14 protein-coding genes are annotated in these 15,084 nt (G+C 74.1%); 1 reads left to right on the forward strand and 13 read right to left on the reverse strand.

The genetic code is table 11. The features are described 5' to 3' along the window. Positions 1-2: 2 nt before the first annotated feature. Genes alc through uraD form a run of 11 tightly spaced genes read right to left on the reverse strand, consistent with a single transcriptional unit; the run spans position 3 to position 11,659 of the window. Positions 3-989 carry an allantoicase gene (alc, locus tag CS0771_RS34340; protein WP_212844870.1) on the reverse strand — a complete coding sequence of 329 codons (987 nt, stop codon included), beginning with the start codon at positions 987-989 and terminating at the stop codon, positions 3-5. 25 nt (positions 990-1,014) lie between these two features. Beyond that, positions 1,015-2,313 carry an allantoinase AllB gene (gene allB / locus CS0771_RS34345; RefSeq protein ID WP_244871206.1) on the reverse strand — a complete coding sequence of 433 codons (1,299 nt, stop codon included), beginning with the start codon at positions 2,311-2,313 and terminating at the stop codon, positions 1,015-1,017. Beyond that, positions 2,310-3,539: a hypothetical protein gene (locus CS0771_RS34350; protein WP_244871207.1), complete on the reverse strand. Its 1,230-nt coding sequence runs from the start codon at positions 3,537-3,539 to the stop codon at positions 2,310-2,312. Before CS0771_RS34350 ends, allB begins: the two co-directional genes overlap by 4 nt. Beyond that, the gene (aceB, locus tag CS0771_RS34355) at positions 3,539-5,056 is read right to left on the reverse strand and encodes a malate synthase A (RefSeq protein WP_212844872.1); all 1,518 of its coding nucleotides are present in this window, start codon (positions 5,054-5,056) and stop codon (positions 3,539-3,541) included. Before aceB ends, CS0771_RS34350 begins: the two co-directional genes overlap by 1 nt. Further along, on the reverse strand, positions 5,057-7,312 hold the full coding sequence (gene pucD / locus CS0771_RS34360) for a xanthine dehydrogenase subunit D (protein ID WP_212844873.1): 2,256 nt from the start codon (positions 7,310-7,312) through the stop codon (positions 5,057-5,059). Further along, a complete protein-coding gene (locus CS0771_RS34365; protein WP_212844874.1) occupies positions 7,309-8,661 on the reverse strand; it encodes an 8-oxoguanine deaminase in 1,353 nt (450 codons plus the stop codon). Before CS0771_RS34365 ends, pucD begins: the two co-directional genes overlap by 4 nt. Next, complete coding sequence (locus tag CS0771_RS34370) at positions 8,658-9,131, reverse strand: (2Fe-2S)-binding protein (RefSeq protein WP_212844875.1); 474 nt, start codon at positions 9,129-9,131, stop codon at positions 8,658-8,660. Before CS0771_RS34370 ends, CS0771_RS34365 begins: the two co-directional genes overlap by 4 nt. Beyond that, the gene (locus CS0771_RS34375; protein WP_212844876.1) at positions 9,122-9,973 is read right to left on the reverse strand and encodes a xanthine dehydrogenase family protein subunit M; all 852 of its coding nucleotides are present in this window, start codon (positions 9,971-9,973) and stop codon (positions 9,122-9,124) included. The genes CS0771_RS34370 and CS0771_RS34375 overlap by 10 nt, the downstream gene beginning before the upstream one ends. Further along, the gene (gene pucL, locus CS0771_RS34380) at positions 9,973-10,839 is read right to left on the reverse strand and encodes a factor-independent urate hydroxylase (RefSeq protein WP_212844877.1); all 867 of its coding nucleotides are present in this window, start codon (positions 10,837-10,839) and stop codon (positions 9,973-9,975) included. Before pucL ends, CS0771_RS34375 begins: the two co-directional genes overlap by 1 nt. Beyond that, the gene (gene uraH / locus CS0771_RS34385) at positions 10,839-11,165 is read right to left on the reverse strand and encodes a hydroxyisourate hydrolase (RefSeq protein ID WP_203746561.1); all 327 of its coding nucleotides are present in this window, start codon (positions 11,163-11,165) and stop codon (positions 10,839-10,841) included. The genes pucL and uraH overlap by 1 nt, the downstream gene beginning before the upstream one ends. Next, positions 11,162-11,659 (reverse strand): 2-oxo-4-hydroxy-4-carboxy-5-ureidoimidazoline decarboxylase, encoded by a 498-nt coding sequence (uraD, locus tag CS0771_RS34390; protein WP_212844878.1) that lies wholly within the window; start codon positions 11,657-11,659, stop codon positions 11,162-11,164. Before uraD ends, uraH begins: the two co-directional genes overlap by 4 nt. 105 nt (positions 11,660-11,764) lie before the next feature. On the opposite strand from uraD, the gene CS0771_RS34395 reads away from it, so the two are divergent. Beyond that, positions 11,765-13,453 (forward strand): PucR family transcriptional regulator, encoded by a 1,689-nt coding sequence (locus CS0771_RS34395; protein ID WP_212844879.1) that lies wholly within the window; start codon positions 11,765-11,767, stop codon positions 13,451-13,453. A gap of 103 nt (positions 13,454-13,556) precedes the next feature. Here the strand turns inward: CS0771_RS34395 and CS0771_RS34400 are convergent, their stop codons facing one another. After that, positions 13,557-14,249, reverse strand: a complete 693-nt coding sequence (locus CS0771_RS34400; RefSeq protein ID WP_212846202.1) for an MSMEG_4193 family putative phosphomutase — start codon at positions 14,247-14,249, stop codon at positions 13,557-13,559. A gap of 1 nt (position 14,250) precedes the next feature. Then, positions 14,251-15,081 (reverse strand): undecaprenyl-diphosphate phosphatase, encoded by an 831-nt coding sequence (locus CS0771_RS34405; RefSeq protein WP_212846201.1) that lies wholly within the window; start codon positions 15,079-15,081, stop codon positions 14,251-14,253. Positions 15,082-15,084: the final 3 nt, after the last annotated feature.

Genomic DNA, 15,084 nt, shown 5'->3' on the forward strand with positions numbered 1-15,084 from the left:
CTTCATCCTCCCCCTGCCTCCCGATCCGCCCACTGTGCGGCGAGCCTCTCCCGGGCGCCGGCCGTCAGGCTGCCGTACAGGCGCAGCCGGGCCATGCCGCCGTCGGGGTAGATGTCCAGGCGCACCTCGCCCACCGGCCCGTCGTGGGCGAGCCGGAACCGGTGGCGGGTGTCGGGCTGCAGCCGGACCCGGGGCAGCAGCGGCTCGCCGTCGCCGCCGGTCAGCCGCGCCCAGCCCGGGGCGTTGCCCTTGAAGTGCGAGGTGTCCAGCTCGGCCAGGCGGATCACGCCCGGCGCGGCCAGGCGTACCCGCACCCAGTCGTTGCCGTCGTCGCGGCGCCGCCGCGTCTCCCAGCCCTCGCCCATGCTCGCGGCCAGGCCCGGCAGCAGCAGGTTGCCGGGCGAGCCGTAGAAGCGGTCGCTGCAGTCGGTGACCCGCCCACCGATCTCGGCCGCGGCCAGGTCGCACGTGTCGGGCAGCAGCTCGGGGTCGGGCACGGGCTCGCCGTACACGCGCAGCCGGGCGACCCCGCCGTCGGGGTGGATGGTGAGCCGGACGTGGGTGACCACGCGGCCCGCGCTGACGGTGAACCGGTTGCGCGTGTCGCCGTGCAGCGCCGCGCGCTCGACCAGGGGAAACCAGTCGGCCCCGGCCAGCTCGTCAGGGGACGGGTAGCCGGGCAGGCGGCAGCCCTCCACCGCCGCCTCGGGCGGATAGTTGCCGGTGAAGAACGCGGTGTCGACGACGACGCCGTGCACGACGCCGGGCACGCCGAGCCGGAGCACGGCGTGGTCCTGGCCGGGCTCGCGACGGCGGCGGGTCTCCCAGCCGTCGTACACCTGGCCCTTCGCGCCGAAGGTGCGCGGCGTGAAGGTGGGCGCCCACGGGTTGATCAGGTTGTCGCGCTCGGCGAAGAACTCGTCGTTGGCCGCGACGACGCTGCCCCCGACGTTGCGCGAGGCCAGATCCAGCAGCTCCTCGAAGGTCACGCGCTCGCCTCCCTCTGCTCGGCGGTCACGGGCGGCCCCGTTCGAGCAGGCGGCCGATCGGTTCGGCGCCGGCGAGGCGTCCGCGCAGCCACGTGTCGCGGACCACGCCGCGCAGCTTACGGCCGTGGTACGGCGAAACGTGGTGCCGGTGCAGCAGCGTGGCGGCGTCCACCGTGAACTCGGCGTCGGCGTCGAAGGCGACCAGGTCGGCGTCGGCGCCCTCGGCGATGCGCCCCTTGCGGCCCAGGCCGACCAGGTCGGCGGTGTTGGCGGCCATCCAGCGCACCACGTCCGCCAGGCTGTGCCCGCGCCGCCGCGCCGCCGTCCACACCAGCGGCAGGCCGAGCTGCACCGACGCGATGCCGCCCCAGGCGCTGCCGAAGTCGCCGCGCTTCAGCTCCGGCGGGCACGGCGAGTGGTCCGACACCACGCAGCCGATCAGCCCGTCGGCCAGCGCCTCCCACAGCGCGTCCTGGTGGGACCGGTCCCGGATCGGCGGGCAGCACTTGTACTGCGTCGCCCCGTCGGGCACGTCGGCCGCGTCGAGCACGAGATAGTGCGGGCAGGTCTCGGCGGTGACCCGGACGCCCTCGCGCCGGGCGGCGGCGAGCAGTGGCAGCGCGTCGGCGGCGGCCAGGTGCAGGATGTGCACCCGGGCCCCGGTGTGCCGGGCCGCCTCGATCGCCGCGGCGACGGCGCTCGCCTCGGCCCGCGCCGGGCGGGACGCGACGAAGTCGGCGAAGTGCGCGCCGTGCGCCTCGGTGACCAGCGCCGGGTCCTCGGCGTGCACCACGAACAGCGCGTCCACGGCGGCCAGCGCGTCGGCCAGCCCCGCCGGGTCCAGCGGCGGGAACTCGGGCACGCCCGAGTCGATGAGGAACGCCTTGAACCCGAACACGCCCTGTTCGTGCAGCGCGGGCAGCGACTTCAGGTTGCCCGGCACGGCGCCGCCCCAGAAGCCGACGTCCACATAACACTGCTCGGCCGCCGCGGCCCGTTTCACCCACAGGGCGTGCGGGTCCACGGTGGGCGGGATCGAGTTCAGCGGCATGTCGACGATCGTGGTGACGCCGCCCGCCGCGGCGGCCCGGGTGGCGGTGTCGAAGCCCTCCCACTCGGTGCGGCCGGGTTCGTTGACGTGCACGTGGGTGTCGACGAGGCCGGGCAGCAGCGCGCACTCCGCGAGGTCGATCACGTCGTGGCCGGTCAGCGCCTGGTGCCCGGCGACGGTGGCGATCACGCCGTCCCGGATGCCGACGTCGGCGGGCTGCTCGCCGCCGGGCAGCAGCGTCCGGCGCGAGCGGAGGATGAGATCGTAGTTCACAGCCCGTCCAGCATATATCGATCGACGCCGAATTCGCCGGAGTCCAGCGCGCCGCATTCGAGCGCGCGTCGCAGGAATCCGGCCAGGGCCCGCGCCGTCGCGGGTTCGTCCAGGTAGCCGGTGTCGCGGGCGCCGCTGTCGCGCTGCGCGGCGCTGTCGCGGCCGGCCAGCCACGCCCGCAGCCGCGTCGCGGCGGCCGGGGCACCCTCCCGGAAGAAGGCGTACGCCGCCGCGTAGCGCGTCGGCAGCTGCGCCGGGTGCAGGTCCCAGCCCTGGTAGAAGCCGCGCTCCAGGCTCCGGCGGACCAGCCGCAGGTGCAGCGCCCACGCGGCGTGCACGGCGGCGGTGCCGCCGACGGGCAGCACGTTGGTCGAGCCGTCCGCGACGCGTACGCCCGTGCCCGCCGCCGCGACCTGCATGACCGCCTTGGCGTGGTCGGCCGCGGGATGCTCCATCGACTGGTACGCCGCCGCGATGCCCAGCGCCGCCGAGTAGTCGTACGTGCCGTAGTGCAGCCCCGTACAGCGGCCCTGGGCGGCGTGGATCATCGCGGGCAGCGGGCACCGGCCGTCCGGCCCGAGCACCGCCTGCGGCATCTCCACCTGCAGCTCGAAACGCAGCTGCCCGGCGGCGGGTTCGAGCAGGCGGCACAGCCACACCATGGCCTCGACCTGCTCCACCGAGCTGACCTTGGGCAGCGTGATCACGAAGCCGGGCGGGATGGTGCCCAGTGCGTCGAGGAACCGCTCCAGCGTGCGCACCGCCCGCGCCCGGGTGTCGGCCTCCAGGCTCTTGATCCGGATGCCGCAGAACGGCGCCGGGCGTCCCGCGATGAACGCGGCCATGGCGCGGGCGTGCGCGTCCTCGGTGGCGTCCTCGCGGCGGCCGTAGCCGTCCTCGAAGTCGACCCGCAAGTCCTCGATCGGCTCCGTCGCCAGCTTCCGGCCGATCCGCTCGTGCAGCTCGTCCGGGTAGGGCAGCCCGTGCTCGGACAGCGCGGCCAGCGCCTGCTCGCCCCAGCGCCGGGCCAGTCCGGTGCGCACCCGGTCGGCGGGCACGTACACGGTGTGCAGCGGCTGGCGCCCGGCCGGCTCGCCGGGCCACCGGTCGCGCAGCACGCCGTCGGCCACGGCCAGCCGCCGGTCCAGCTCGGGCAGCGGCACCCGGCTCGTCCCGTCGCGCGGCTCCCGGGGCACCCCCAGGAACTCTCCGGCCGGTGCCGACATCAGTCGATCAGCTCGCCGGCCGGCAGGGTCAGGAACTCGGTGAAGTCGTCGGCCAGCGCCACCTGCTCGAAGAGCTTGCGGGCGGTGGCGAAGTCCGGCCCGAGCGTGGCCATCTCCGCCTCGATCAGCTGCTCCAGCAGCTCGCGGGTGATCGGGGTGCCGTCGTCGAGCGCCGCCCCGTTGTGCATCCACTGCCACAGCTGGGAGCGGGAGATCTCGGCGGTGGCGGCGTCCTCCATCAGGTTGTTGATGGCCGCCGCGCCGTTGCCGTTGAGCCAGGACTGGATGTACCGGATGCCGACGTCGATGTTGGTGCGCAGGCCGGCGCGCGTGATCGCGCCCGGCACCGTGCTCACGTCGAGCAGGTCGTTCGCGTCCACGTGCACGTCCGCCCGCTGCCGGTCGAGCTGGTTCGGCTGCCCGCCGAGCGCCTTCTCGAAGACCTCCAGGCAGACCGGCACCAGGTCCGGGTGGGCCACCCAGGAGCCGTCGAAGCCGTCGGCGGCCTCGCGCTCCTTGTCCTGGCGCACCTTGGCCAGCGCGGTCGCGGTGACCTCCGGGTCGCGCCGGTTCGGGATGAACGCCGCCATGCCGCCCATCGCGAACGCGCCCCGCCGGTGGCAGGTCTTCACCAGCAGCTGCGCGTACGCCCGCAGGAACGGCGCGGCCATGGTCACGTCGGCCCGGTCCGGCAGCGTGAACGAGGCGTGCGCCCGGAACTTCTTGATCAGGCTGAACAGGTAGTCCCACCGGCCCGCGTTCAGGCCGCTGGCGTGCTCGCGCAGCTCCCAGAGGATCTCGTCCATCTCGAACGCGGCGGTGATCGTCTCGATCAGGACGGTGGCCCGGATGCTGCCGTGCGGGATGTCCAGCATCTCCTGCGCGGCGCAGAACACGTCGTTCCACAGCCGCGCCTCCAGATGGCTCTCCATCTTGGGCAGGTAGTAGTACGGCCCGCTGCCGCGCGCGAGCAGCTCGGCGGCGTTGTGGAAGAAGTGCAGCCCGAAGTCGACCAGCGCGGCCACGCCCGGCGAGCCGTCCACCTCGAAGTGGCGCTCGTCCAGGTGCCAGCCGCGCGGGCGCACCACGATGGTGGGCAGCGGGCCCGGGTGCAGCGCGTAGAGCTTGTCGCCCTGCTGGAGGCTGATCGTCCGGCGCACCGCCTCGAAGAGGCTGCGCTGGCCGCCGACCACGTTGGCCCAGTGCGGGGTGTTCGCGTCCTCCAGGTCGGCCAGCCACACCTTCGCGCCCGAGTTCAGCGCGTTGATCGTCATCTTGCGCTCGGTCGGGCCGGTGATCTCGACGCGGCGGTCCACCAGGTCCGGCGGCGCGTCGGCGACCGTCCACTCGGCCTGGCGGATGGGCGCGGTCTCCGGCAGGAAGTCCAGCGTGCCGGTCCGGTCCAGCTCCTCCTGCCGGCGCGCCCGCGCGGCGAGCAGCTCATCGCGGCGGGGCCGGAAGCGGCGCTGCAGCTCGGTGACGAACTCGACCGCCGCGGGGCTCAGGATGTCGGTCACTCACACTCCCACGATGTGTTCGGGCCGCACGGGCACCCGGGTCAGCGCCGCGCCGGTTGCGGCGCGTATCGCCGCCACCACAGCCGGTGTGGACGAGATCGTAGGCGGTTCTCCGACGCCGCGCAGCCCGTACGGCGAGTGCGGGTCGGCGAGCTCGAGCACGTCCAGCGACATCGGTGGCATGTCCATGATCGTAGGGAGCAGATAGTCGGTGAAGGACGGATTGCGCACCTTCCCGTCCACGACCTGGATCTCCTCCATCAGCGCCAGCCCGAGCCCTTGCGCCGTGCCGCCCTGGATCTGCCCCGCCACGGCCCCCGGATTCACCGCCTTGCCGACGTCCTGCGCGGTCACGATCTCGACCACCTTCACCAGCCCCAGCTCCAGATCGACGTCCACGGTGGCCCGATGCGCCGCGAACGCGTACTGCACGTGCGCGTCCCCCTGCCCCGTCTCCTCATCCAGCGGATACGTCGGCCGGTGCCGCCACTCCACCGTCTCCTCGATCGCCCCCTCCCCGAGAAGATCCGCGATCTCCTCCTCCGAAAGGAAGGGCACCTTCTTATCGTTTTCCGTAGTAGAAGGTGCCCTTCCTAACCTCTCCAGCAGGCGGGTGCGGATGGCCTGGCAGGCGGCGCGTACGGCGCCGCCGGTCATGTACGTCTGGCGCGACGCCGACGACGAGCCCGCGCTGCCCACGGCGGTGTCGGCCGGGGCGATGGTGACCTGCTCGACGCCCAGCTCGGTGCGCACGATCTGCGCCTGTACCGTGACCAGGCCCTGCCCGACCTCGGCCGCGGCCGTGTGCACCAGCACCGCGGGCCGCCCGCCGATCAGCTCCAGCCGCACCCGGGCCGTCGCGAAGTCGTCGAAGCCCTCCGAGAAGCACACGTTCTTGATGCCGATGCCGAACCCGACGCCGCGCACCACGCCCTCGCCCCGGGTCGTGTTCGCGGTGCCGCCGGGCAGGAAGTCGCCCACCGCGGGCGCCGGAGGCCGCTCCCGGACCAGCCGGAGCAGCTCGGCGACCGGCGCCGGGCCCTCCACGACCTGCCCGGTCGGCATCCGGTCGCCGGTGGTCAGCGCGTTGCGCACCCGCAGTTCCACCGGATCCAGGCCGAGCGCGGCGGCCAGCTTGTCCATCTGCGACTCGTACGCGAAGCACGCCTGCACCGCGCCGAAGCCGCGCATCGCCCCGCACGGCGGGTTGTTCGTGTAGAGCCCGTACGCGTCCATGACCACGTTCGGCACGTCGTACGGGCCGATGCCGAGCGTCGCCGCGTTGGCCACCACCGCGCCGGTGCTGGACGCGTACGCGCCCCCGTCGAGCAGGATGCGCGCCTTGACGTAGACGACCCGGCCGTCGGCGTCGGCGCCGTGCTCGTAGCGCAGCCGCGCCGGGTGCCGGTGCACGTGTCCGAAGAACGACTCCTCGCGGCCGTACACCATCTTCACCGGGCGGCCCGTGCGCAGCGCCAGCATGCAGGCGTGCACTTGCATGGACAGGTCCTCGCGCGCGCCGAACGCGCCGCCCACCCCGGCCAGGGTGAGCCGCACCTTCTCGGGCGGCAGGCCCAGGCACGCGGCGACCTGCCGCTGGTCCACGTGCAGCCACTGGGTGGCGATGTACAGGTCGATCCCGCCGTCCTCGGCGGGCACGGCCAGGCCGGACTCCGGGCCGAGGAAGGCCTGGTCCTGCATGCCGACCTCGTACTCGCCCGTCACCACCACCGCGGCCGTGGCGTGCGGGTCGCCGCGCCGGATCGGCACGTGGCGCAGCAGGTTCGGCCGGTCCGCGTGCACCTGCGGACCGGCCGGGTCGAGGGCCGCCTCCAGCTCCGTCACCGGGTCGAGCACGTCGTAGCCGACCTCGACCAGGGCGGCCGCGCGGCGCGCGGTCTCCGGATGGTCGGCGGCCACGATCACGATCGGCTCACCCTGGTAACGGATCTCCCGGGCGGCGAGCACCGGCTGATCGACGTGCTCCAGGCCGTACAGCGGCGCGCCCGGCACGTCCTCGTGGGTCAGCACGGCGTACACGCCCGGCACCCGCAGCGCCGGGCCGATGTCCAGCGCGGTGATCCGCGCTCGGGGGTGCGGGCTGCGCAGCGTCGCGCCCCACAGCATGTCGTCGGCCCACAGATCCGACGAGAACGCGAACTCGCCGGTCACCTTCAGCCGCCCGTCCGGCCGCTGCGGACTCGCCCCCACCCCACCGTCCACCGCCGCCGGCAGCCCCACATGCACCGTGGTCATCGGCCCGCCTTTCGCAGCAGGGTGCGGCTGACCCGGGTGAGGTCGCGGGCCAGGGAGTCCTCGTCGGCGTGGATCAGTCGGCCGCTACGCACCACGAGCTGCCCGCCGACGAGCACCGCCTCGACCGGGGCGGGCGGGCCGAAGACCAGCGCCGCGACCGGATCCTCGATGCCGGCGTGGCCGAGGCCGTCCAGGCGCCACAGCACGACGTCGGCGAGCTTGCCCGGCTCCAGGCTGCCCAGCTCCCCGTCGCGGCCCAGGCAGCGGGCCCCGCCGGTGGTGCCCAGGACCAGCGCCTCACGGGCGGTGAGCGCGGCCGGGCCGCCCCGCAACCGGGCCGCGAGCATCGCCTGCCGCAGCTCCGGCCCCAGCTCCCCGGCCTCCTGCGAGGCGGCGCCGTCGACGCCCAGCCCGACCGGCGCGCCCGCGTCGAGCAGGTCGCGCACCCGCGCGGTCCCGGCCCCGAGCCGGGCGTTGGAGCTGGGACAGTGCGCCACGCCGGTGCCGGTGGCGCCGAGCCGGGCCACCGCGCCGTCGTCGAGGTGTACGCCGTGCGCGAGCCACACGTCGTCGCCGAGCCAGCCGAGCTTCTCGGCGTACTCGACGGGCGTGCAGCCGAAGCGCTCGCGGCAGAACGCGTCCTCCTCGACCGTCTCGGCCAGGTGCGTGTGCAGGCGCACCCCGTGCGCCCGCGCCAACGACGCGGCCTCGCGCATCAGGTCGGAGGTGACCGAGAACGGCGAGCACGGCGCGACCGCGACGCGCATCCGCGACGACGGCGACGGGTCGTGGTGCCGCTCGATCGCCTCGGCGGTCGCGGCCAGCGCCGCGCCGGTGGACTCGACGATGCTGTCCGGCGGCAGCCCGCCCTGCGACGTGCCGAGGTCCATCGAGCCACGGCAGGCGTGCAGCCGTACGCCGATCGCCGCGGCCGCCTCGGCCTGGGTGCCGATCAGGTCGCCGGAGCCGCGCGGGAACACGTAGTGGTGGTCGGCGGCGGTGGTGCAGCCGGACAGGGCCAGCGCGCCGAGCCCGGCGGACGTGGTGACGTACACCAGTTCGTCGTCCAGCCCCGCCCACACCGGATACAGCTCGACCAGCCAGTCGAACAGGTTGCTCTGCTGCGCGAGCCCCCGGGTGGCCCACTGGTAGAGGTGGTGGTGGGTGTTGACCAGGCCGGGCGTGGCCAGGCAGCCCCGGCCGTCGATGACCTGGTCGGCGGGCCCGTCGAAGCCGCCCGCGCCGACCGCGCTGATCCGGTCCCCGTCGAGCACCAGGTGCCCGTGCGGGTATTCGGTGCCGACGGCGTCGACCGTCGCGATCGCGCACCCGTTGACGACGGTTCTCATGCCGCCCCCGCCCCGTCCGCGGCGGCCAGCCGTACCGCGTCCATGATCTTCTCGTAGCCGGTGCAGCGGCACAGGTTCCCGGCCAGCGCCTCGCGGATCTCCGGGTCGCTGGGGTGCGGGTTGTGGGCCAGCAGGTCGTGCACCGAGACGATGAGGCCCGGCGTGCAGAAGCCGCACTGCACCGCGCCCGCCCGCAGGAACGCGCGCTGCACCGGGTCGAGCCCGCCCTCGGGGGCGAGCCCCTCGACGGTCCGGATGTCGCGCCCGGCGGCCTGGCCCGCGGCGACCAGGCAGGCGCAGACCGCGGTGCCGTCCAGGTACACCGTGCACGAGCCGCATTCGCCCTGCTCGCAGGCGTTCTTGCTGCCGGGCAGGCCGAGCCGCTCACGGAGCACGTAGAGCAGGCTCTCGCCCTCCCAGACGTCGTCGGCGGTCCGGTCCACTCCGTTGACCGTGCACCTCACCCGCATAGGTCCCTCCAGGCCCAGGTCAGCGTGCGCCGTGCCAGCACGGCGAGCGCGTGGCGGCGGTACGCGGCCGTGCCGCGCACGTCGTCGATCGGGGCGGCGGCCGCCGCGACCAGCTCCCCGAAGCGCCGTACGACGTCGGGGTCGAGCGCGCCGAGGGTGTCCCAGGGCAGCTCCCCGGCGGCGAACGACTCCGCCTCGGCGGCCCGGCGCGGGGTGGGCGCGGCCGAGCCGATCCCGGTGCCGACCGCGCGCCGGTCCGGGTGCAGGGCCAGCGCGAACGAGCTGACCGCGATCACCATCGCGTTCCGGGTGCCGATCTTCGAGAACTGCTCGGGGCCGGCGGCGGGGCGCACCAGCACGGCCGCGATCAGCTCGTCGGGCGCGAGCACGCTGCGCTTGGGCCCGGTGAAGAACTCGTCGACGGGGACCAGCCGGGTGCCGCGTACCGACGCCAGCTCGACCCGGGCCCCCGCGGCCAGCAGCGGCGGATGGGCGTCACCGGCCGGGGAGGCCGAGCCGAGGTTGCCGCCGACCGTGCCCCGGTTGCGGATCTGCGGCGAACCGACCGTGCGCGCGGCCATGGCCAGCCCCGGCAGGCGGTCGCCCAGCTCCGCCATGATGCGCGCGTAGCTGACTCCGGCACCGAGGCGCAGCATGCCGCTGTCGAGGTCCCAGGTGCTCAGCTCGCCGATCCGGGTCAGGTCGAGCAGCGCCGGGGGCCGCCGCCGGTGGAAGTTCAGCTCGACCATCACGTCGGTGCCGCCCGCGATCGGCACCGCGTCGGGCCGCTCCGCCTTCATCTTCAGCGCATCGGCCCAGGTCACCGGGTTCAGGAAGTCCATCAGGCCGCTCCCAGGTCCCACGCTAGCCCCGGCGGCGGCGCGTCGTCGCGCTGCACCGTGCCCTCGATCAGCCCGTACGGCCGGTCGGCCGCGAAGTACACCGCGTCCGGGTTGTCGAGCCCGAACGGCGACAGGTCCACCAGGAAGTGGTGCCGGTTCGGCAGCGCCAGCCGCACCTCGGCCACCTCCGGCACGTGCGTGAGCACCCGCTCGCCCATCGCGTACAGCGTCTGCTGCAGGGACCGGCTGTAGGTCTCCGCGAAAGCGGCGATCAGGTGGCCGCGGATCTGCTCGAACGCGGCGTCCCAGGCCACCTCCAGCGAGGCGAAGCGCCACCGGGCGTCCACGGCCGTGGCCAGGATGCGGTCGCTCGCCTCGGGCAGCGTCGTGTACCGGTCCCGGGGGAACCCGCGGAACTCCGAGCCCGTCGTGTTCAGCAGGGTCAGCCCGTGCAGCCCGCCGACCGCCCACGCCTGCCCGGCGGTCGCGGTCAGCGTCGCGGTGCGCACCTCGTCGCCCGCGCGGGCGAAGGAGTGCCCGCCCAGCCGCCGCCAGCCGTACGCCTCGACGTGCACCTGCGCCCGCTCGACCGCGTCCGTGCCGGCGACGAAGTGCCGGGCCAGCGCCAGCCCGAACTCCTCGATCGCGCCGATGCCCTGCCGCGCGAACGCGTACACCGTGTTCTTCTGCGTGTCCGTGGGCAGCACGTCGCTGTTGTCGCCGGTCAGGTGGGTGGCGTCGAGGCGGCCGGCCAGCCGGGTGCTCACGTTCAGGTCGGTGAGCGCGTGCCGCTCGCCGTCCCGGGCCACCGCGACCAGGCGGCACTCCGCCTTGCCGTAGCGGTTGGGCCCCAGGTGGATCGCCATCAGGACCCCCGGTAGGTGGTGTAACCGAACTTGCTCAGCAGCAGCGGCACGTGCAGGTGCCGCGCCGGGTCGGTCACGTCGAACACGACCGTCACCTCGGGGAAGAAACTGCCCAGCCCCTGGTACGCCGCGACGTCGAAGCGCAGGCCGTAGCGACCCACCAGCCACTGCTCGGCCGGCACCCAGTCCGACAGCCGCCCGTCGGTGTTCGTGGCCCCCGTCGCCACGGTCACCCAGCCGTACTGCCCCAGCCGCTGCAGCGTCACCTGCACGTCCGCGGCCGGTTCGCCGCGGCAGGTGTCCAGCACGTGCGTGGAAAGCGTCACGCCGTCACCAACCGTTCCAGGCGCAGCAGGGTGATCGCCGTCAGCTCGCGGCGTACCACCTCGCGCTCGGTCGCCTCGTCGTGGCCCAGCCGCTCCCGGGCCGCCGCCAGCATCTGCTCCGCCGACTTCCCGCTGGCGAAGATGAGGAAGACGTGGCCGAAGCGCTTCTCGTACGCCCGGTTGGCGTCGATAAGCGCGGTCGCGGTCTGCTCGCCGGCCGCCGTGGCACCGGACTGCTCCTGCCGAGACCACGCCGCCTCCCGGCTCGCGCCCGCGGCCCGCTCGCCGATGCGCGGGTGCGCGGCCAGGGCCTGCGCGATGTCCGGCCAGGACAGTGCGGCCACCGCCCCCGCCGCGACTTCGCGCAGCTCGGCGTGGCCGGGGTACGGCCGCCCGGCCGCCACCGCACGCGCCCAGGCGGCCGCGGCGCAGCAGGCCAGCAGCTCCTCCTCGGCCTGCGCCTGCGGCAGGTCGTTGAACGCGGCCAGCGACATGGGATGAGTCAACTGCCCCGCCCCCTGGCGTAGAAGGGTGAGAAGGACCGAAACTGCAACAAAGCCTGGCTAGGCTCTTTGGAGGTTACGACAAAGGCGGTGCGCATGCGGCTACGTGACGTGCTGGAACACCCTGGTGTCCCGCTGCCCGTGCTCGCCGGGCACGGCGAGCTCGACCGCCCGGTGGCGCGCAACGCGTACACCACCGACCTGCTCGACCCCGCCCGCTACCTCGCGGGCGGCGAGGTCGTGCTCACCGGCATGATGTGGCGGCGCGAGCCCGCCGACTCCGAGGTGTTCGTCGCCGCGCTCGCCGGAGCTGGAGTCGCCGCGCTCGGCGCGGGTGAGGCGCTGCTCGGGCCCGTGCCCGCCGACCTGGTCGACGCCTGCCGGCGGCACCGGCTGCCGCTGTTCGCGGTCCCCGCCGAGGTGTCGTTCCGCGACGTCACCGACCGGATCGACACGGTGCTCTGGGCCGAGCGGGAGGCCGGCGCGGTAGCCGCCCGCAACCGCCGCCGCGGCCTCGTCGCCCGCCTGGCCGCGGGCGCTGACCTGGCCGAGGTATGGCCCACGGACGGCGCCTGGGTGCTGAGCTGCACCGGCCGTATCATCGTCGGCGGCCCGCTCGGCGGGCGCGCGGCGTCCGGCCCACCCGCCGGCCCGCTCGGTGGACGCGCGACGTCCGGCGCGCTCGGCGGACGCGCGGCGGCGGGCCGGACTGTCGGATCGCCCGCCACCGGCGGCGGTCTGACCGAAGCGGACCGCGTGAGCCCCGCCGCGTCCGCACTCGGCGCGAAACTGGCCGCGGCGTTCCTGCGGGCCGACACGCTGCCCGCACGCTGCCGCATCGACGGCCGCGAGTTCCACCTCGACGCGCCCACGCTCACCCCCACGCTGGGCGGACGCTTCATCGCCTGCGCCGGTGACGGGACGGCACTCGACGAGCTGGTCGAGCTGGCGGCGCTGGACGCAGCCCGTCATGAGCGCGCCCGCCAGGTCGAAGCGCGACTGGCGGACCGTCTCCTCGCGGCGCTCGCCGCCAACGCCGACCCGATCGAGACGAGCGCCGCCCTCAACGCCTGCGGCCTGCCCACCACCGGGCCGCACACCGTCGTCGTCGCCTCCTTCGACACCACCGGGCCTGCCGGTTTCGGGGAAAGTGCACGAATACTCGGCCGAGACCGTGCGGTTTCCCCGAAACTGCACGGCGACGCCGCGGCGATCGTCGAGGAGATGGTGGCGCAGGCCGGGGCAGCGGTGGTGGCGGCCGACGGGACGCTGGTGACGGCGGTGATCGCCGGGACCGGGGTGCTCGCGCCGCTCCGTGAGACAGCCCGCAGGATGACCTCCGTCCTCCGGAGCGCACGTGTCACCGCCGGGGTGAGCGAGCCCGCCACGAACGTGATCGGCCTGGCCACGGCGCTGGCGCAGGCGCGGCACGCGCACGACTACGCGCTCGAACGCGAGGGCCGGGTGAGCGTCGTCGGCTGCGACGAGCTGGCGTCGCACGACCTGCTGCTGGCCGGGGTGCCCCGGGCGGTGCGGCAGGCGTTCGCGGAGCGGCTGCTCGCGCCGCTGCGGGCGTACGACAGCTCGCACAACGCGGACCTGCTGCGCACCCTGCAGACGTTCCTGGCCTGCGACGGCTCGTGGACCCGGTGCGCGAGCGCGATGCACCTGCACGTGAACACGCTGCGCTACCGGATCCGCCGCATCGCCGACCTCACCGGCCGCGACCTCGACAGCTTCGCCGACCGCGTGGACCTCTTCCTCGCCCTGCGCGCCGCCTCCTGAGCCCCGCCCCGCCAAGATCATCTGACTTGCCAGGCACATGGGCGTATGCGCGCCCAAGATTCGCCCGTCTGCCAGGCAAGTCGGATGATCAAGCCGCCTGGGGTCAGGCGCCGCCGCCGAGGACGGCGTCGCCTTCGGCGGTCTCCTCGGCCGGTGGGCGGTGCTTGTGGAGGAGGGCCGAGATCGGAGTGCCGGTGTCGTTGACGCGGAGCACGAACGGGCGCTGCGGGGTGTAGCGGATCGCGGTGATCGAGGACGGCTCGACCGAGATGCGCTGGAACAGGTCCAGGTGCATGCCGAGCGCGTCGGCCACGATCGCCTTGATCACGTCGCCGTGGCTGCACGCCAGCCATACCGCGTCGGGGCCGTGCGACTCGGTGATCCGGGCGTCCCAGGCGCGTACGGCGGTGACGGCGCGGTTGGCCATCGCCGCCATCGCCTCCCCGCCGGGGAAGATGACCGCGGCGGGATGGTGCTGGACCGTCGACCAGAGCGGGTTGTCGGCCAGCTCCTTGAGCGAGCGGCCCGACCACTCGCCGTACCCGCATTCGCGCAGGCCCTCGTCGGGCACCGGGGCGACGCCGGGCAGGGCGAGCTCCAGGGTCTGCCGGCAGCGGCGCAGCGGGCTGCTCACCACCACGGCCAGCGGCAGCCCGGCCAGCCGCCCGCGGGCCTGCTCGGCCTGGGCGACGCCGAGCTCGTCCAGCTCGACGGGCAGGTCGCCGGCGAGGATGCCGTCGGCGTTGGCGGTGGTGCGTCCGTGTCGCAGCAGCAGAAGGGTGGCCACGCCCGCCAGCCTAGGTCGCGGAGATGGTGTTCGTGGCGAGCAGGGCGATGATCGCGCCGCCGAGGATCACCCGATACCACACGAAGGTCATCAGGGTGTGGTGTGCGACGAACTTGAGCAGCCAGGCGATGGACGCGTACGCGACGATGAAGCTCACCACCGTACCGATGATCAGCACCAGGCCGCTGACGGTGGGGCTGCCCAGGGCCTCGGGCAGCTCGTAGATGCCGGCCGCGGTGAGCGCCGGGACGCCCAGGAAGAACGACAGCCGGGTGGCGGTGACGCGGTCGATGTCGCGCAGCAGGCCGGTGGTGATGGTGGCGCCGGAGCGGGACACGCCCGGGATCAGCGCCAGGCACTGCGCGAAGCCGATGACGAGGGTGTCGGACAGCCGCAGCTGCTTCTCGCCGCGGGTCTGGGTGGCGGCGTACTCCGCGAAGGCCATCACGGCGCTCCACACGATCAGCGAGCCGGCCACGAACCACATGCTGCGCAGCGGGCCGGTGATCAGGTCCCGGCCGAGGAAGCCGACGATGCCGATCGGGATCGAGCCGGCGATGACGTACCAGGCGAACTTGTAGTCGAACTCCTGCCGGGCCGGGGCGGAGAGCAGGCCCTTGAACCAGGCGCTCGCCAGGCGGCCGATGTCCTTGGCGAAGTACACCAGCACCGCCGCGATCGCTCCGATCTGGATCACGGCGGTGAAGGCGGTGACGGCGGGATCGTCGATCGGCAGGCCCATCAGCTTCTCGGTGATGGTCAGGTGTCCCGTCGACGAGATCGGGAGGAATTCGGTGATCCCCTCCACGATGCCCAGGACGATCGCCTGCCAGATCTCGATCTC

The sequence above is a fragment of the Catellatospora sp. IY07-71 genome (genome assembly GCF_018326265.1).
GTDB lineage: Bacteria > Actinomycetota > Actinomycetes > Mycobacteriales > Micromonosporaceae > Catellatospora.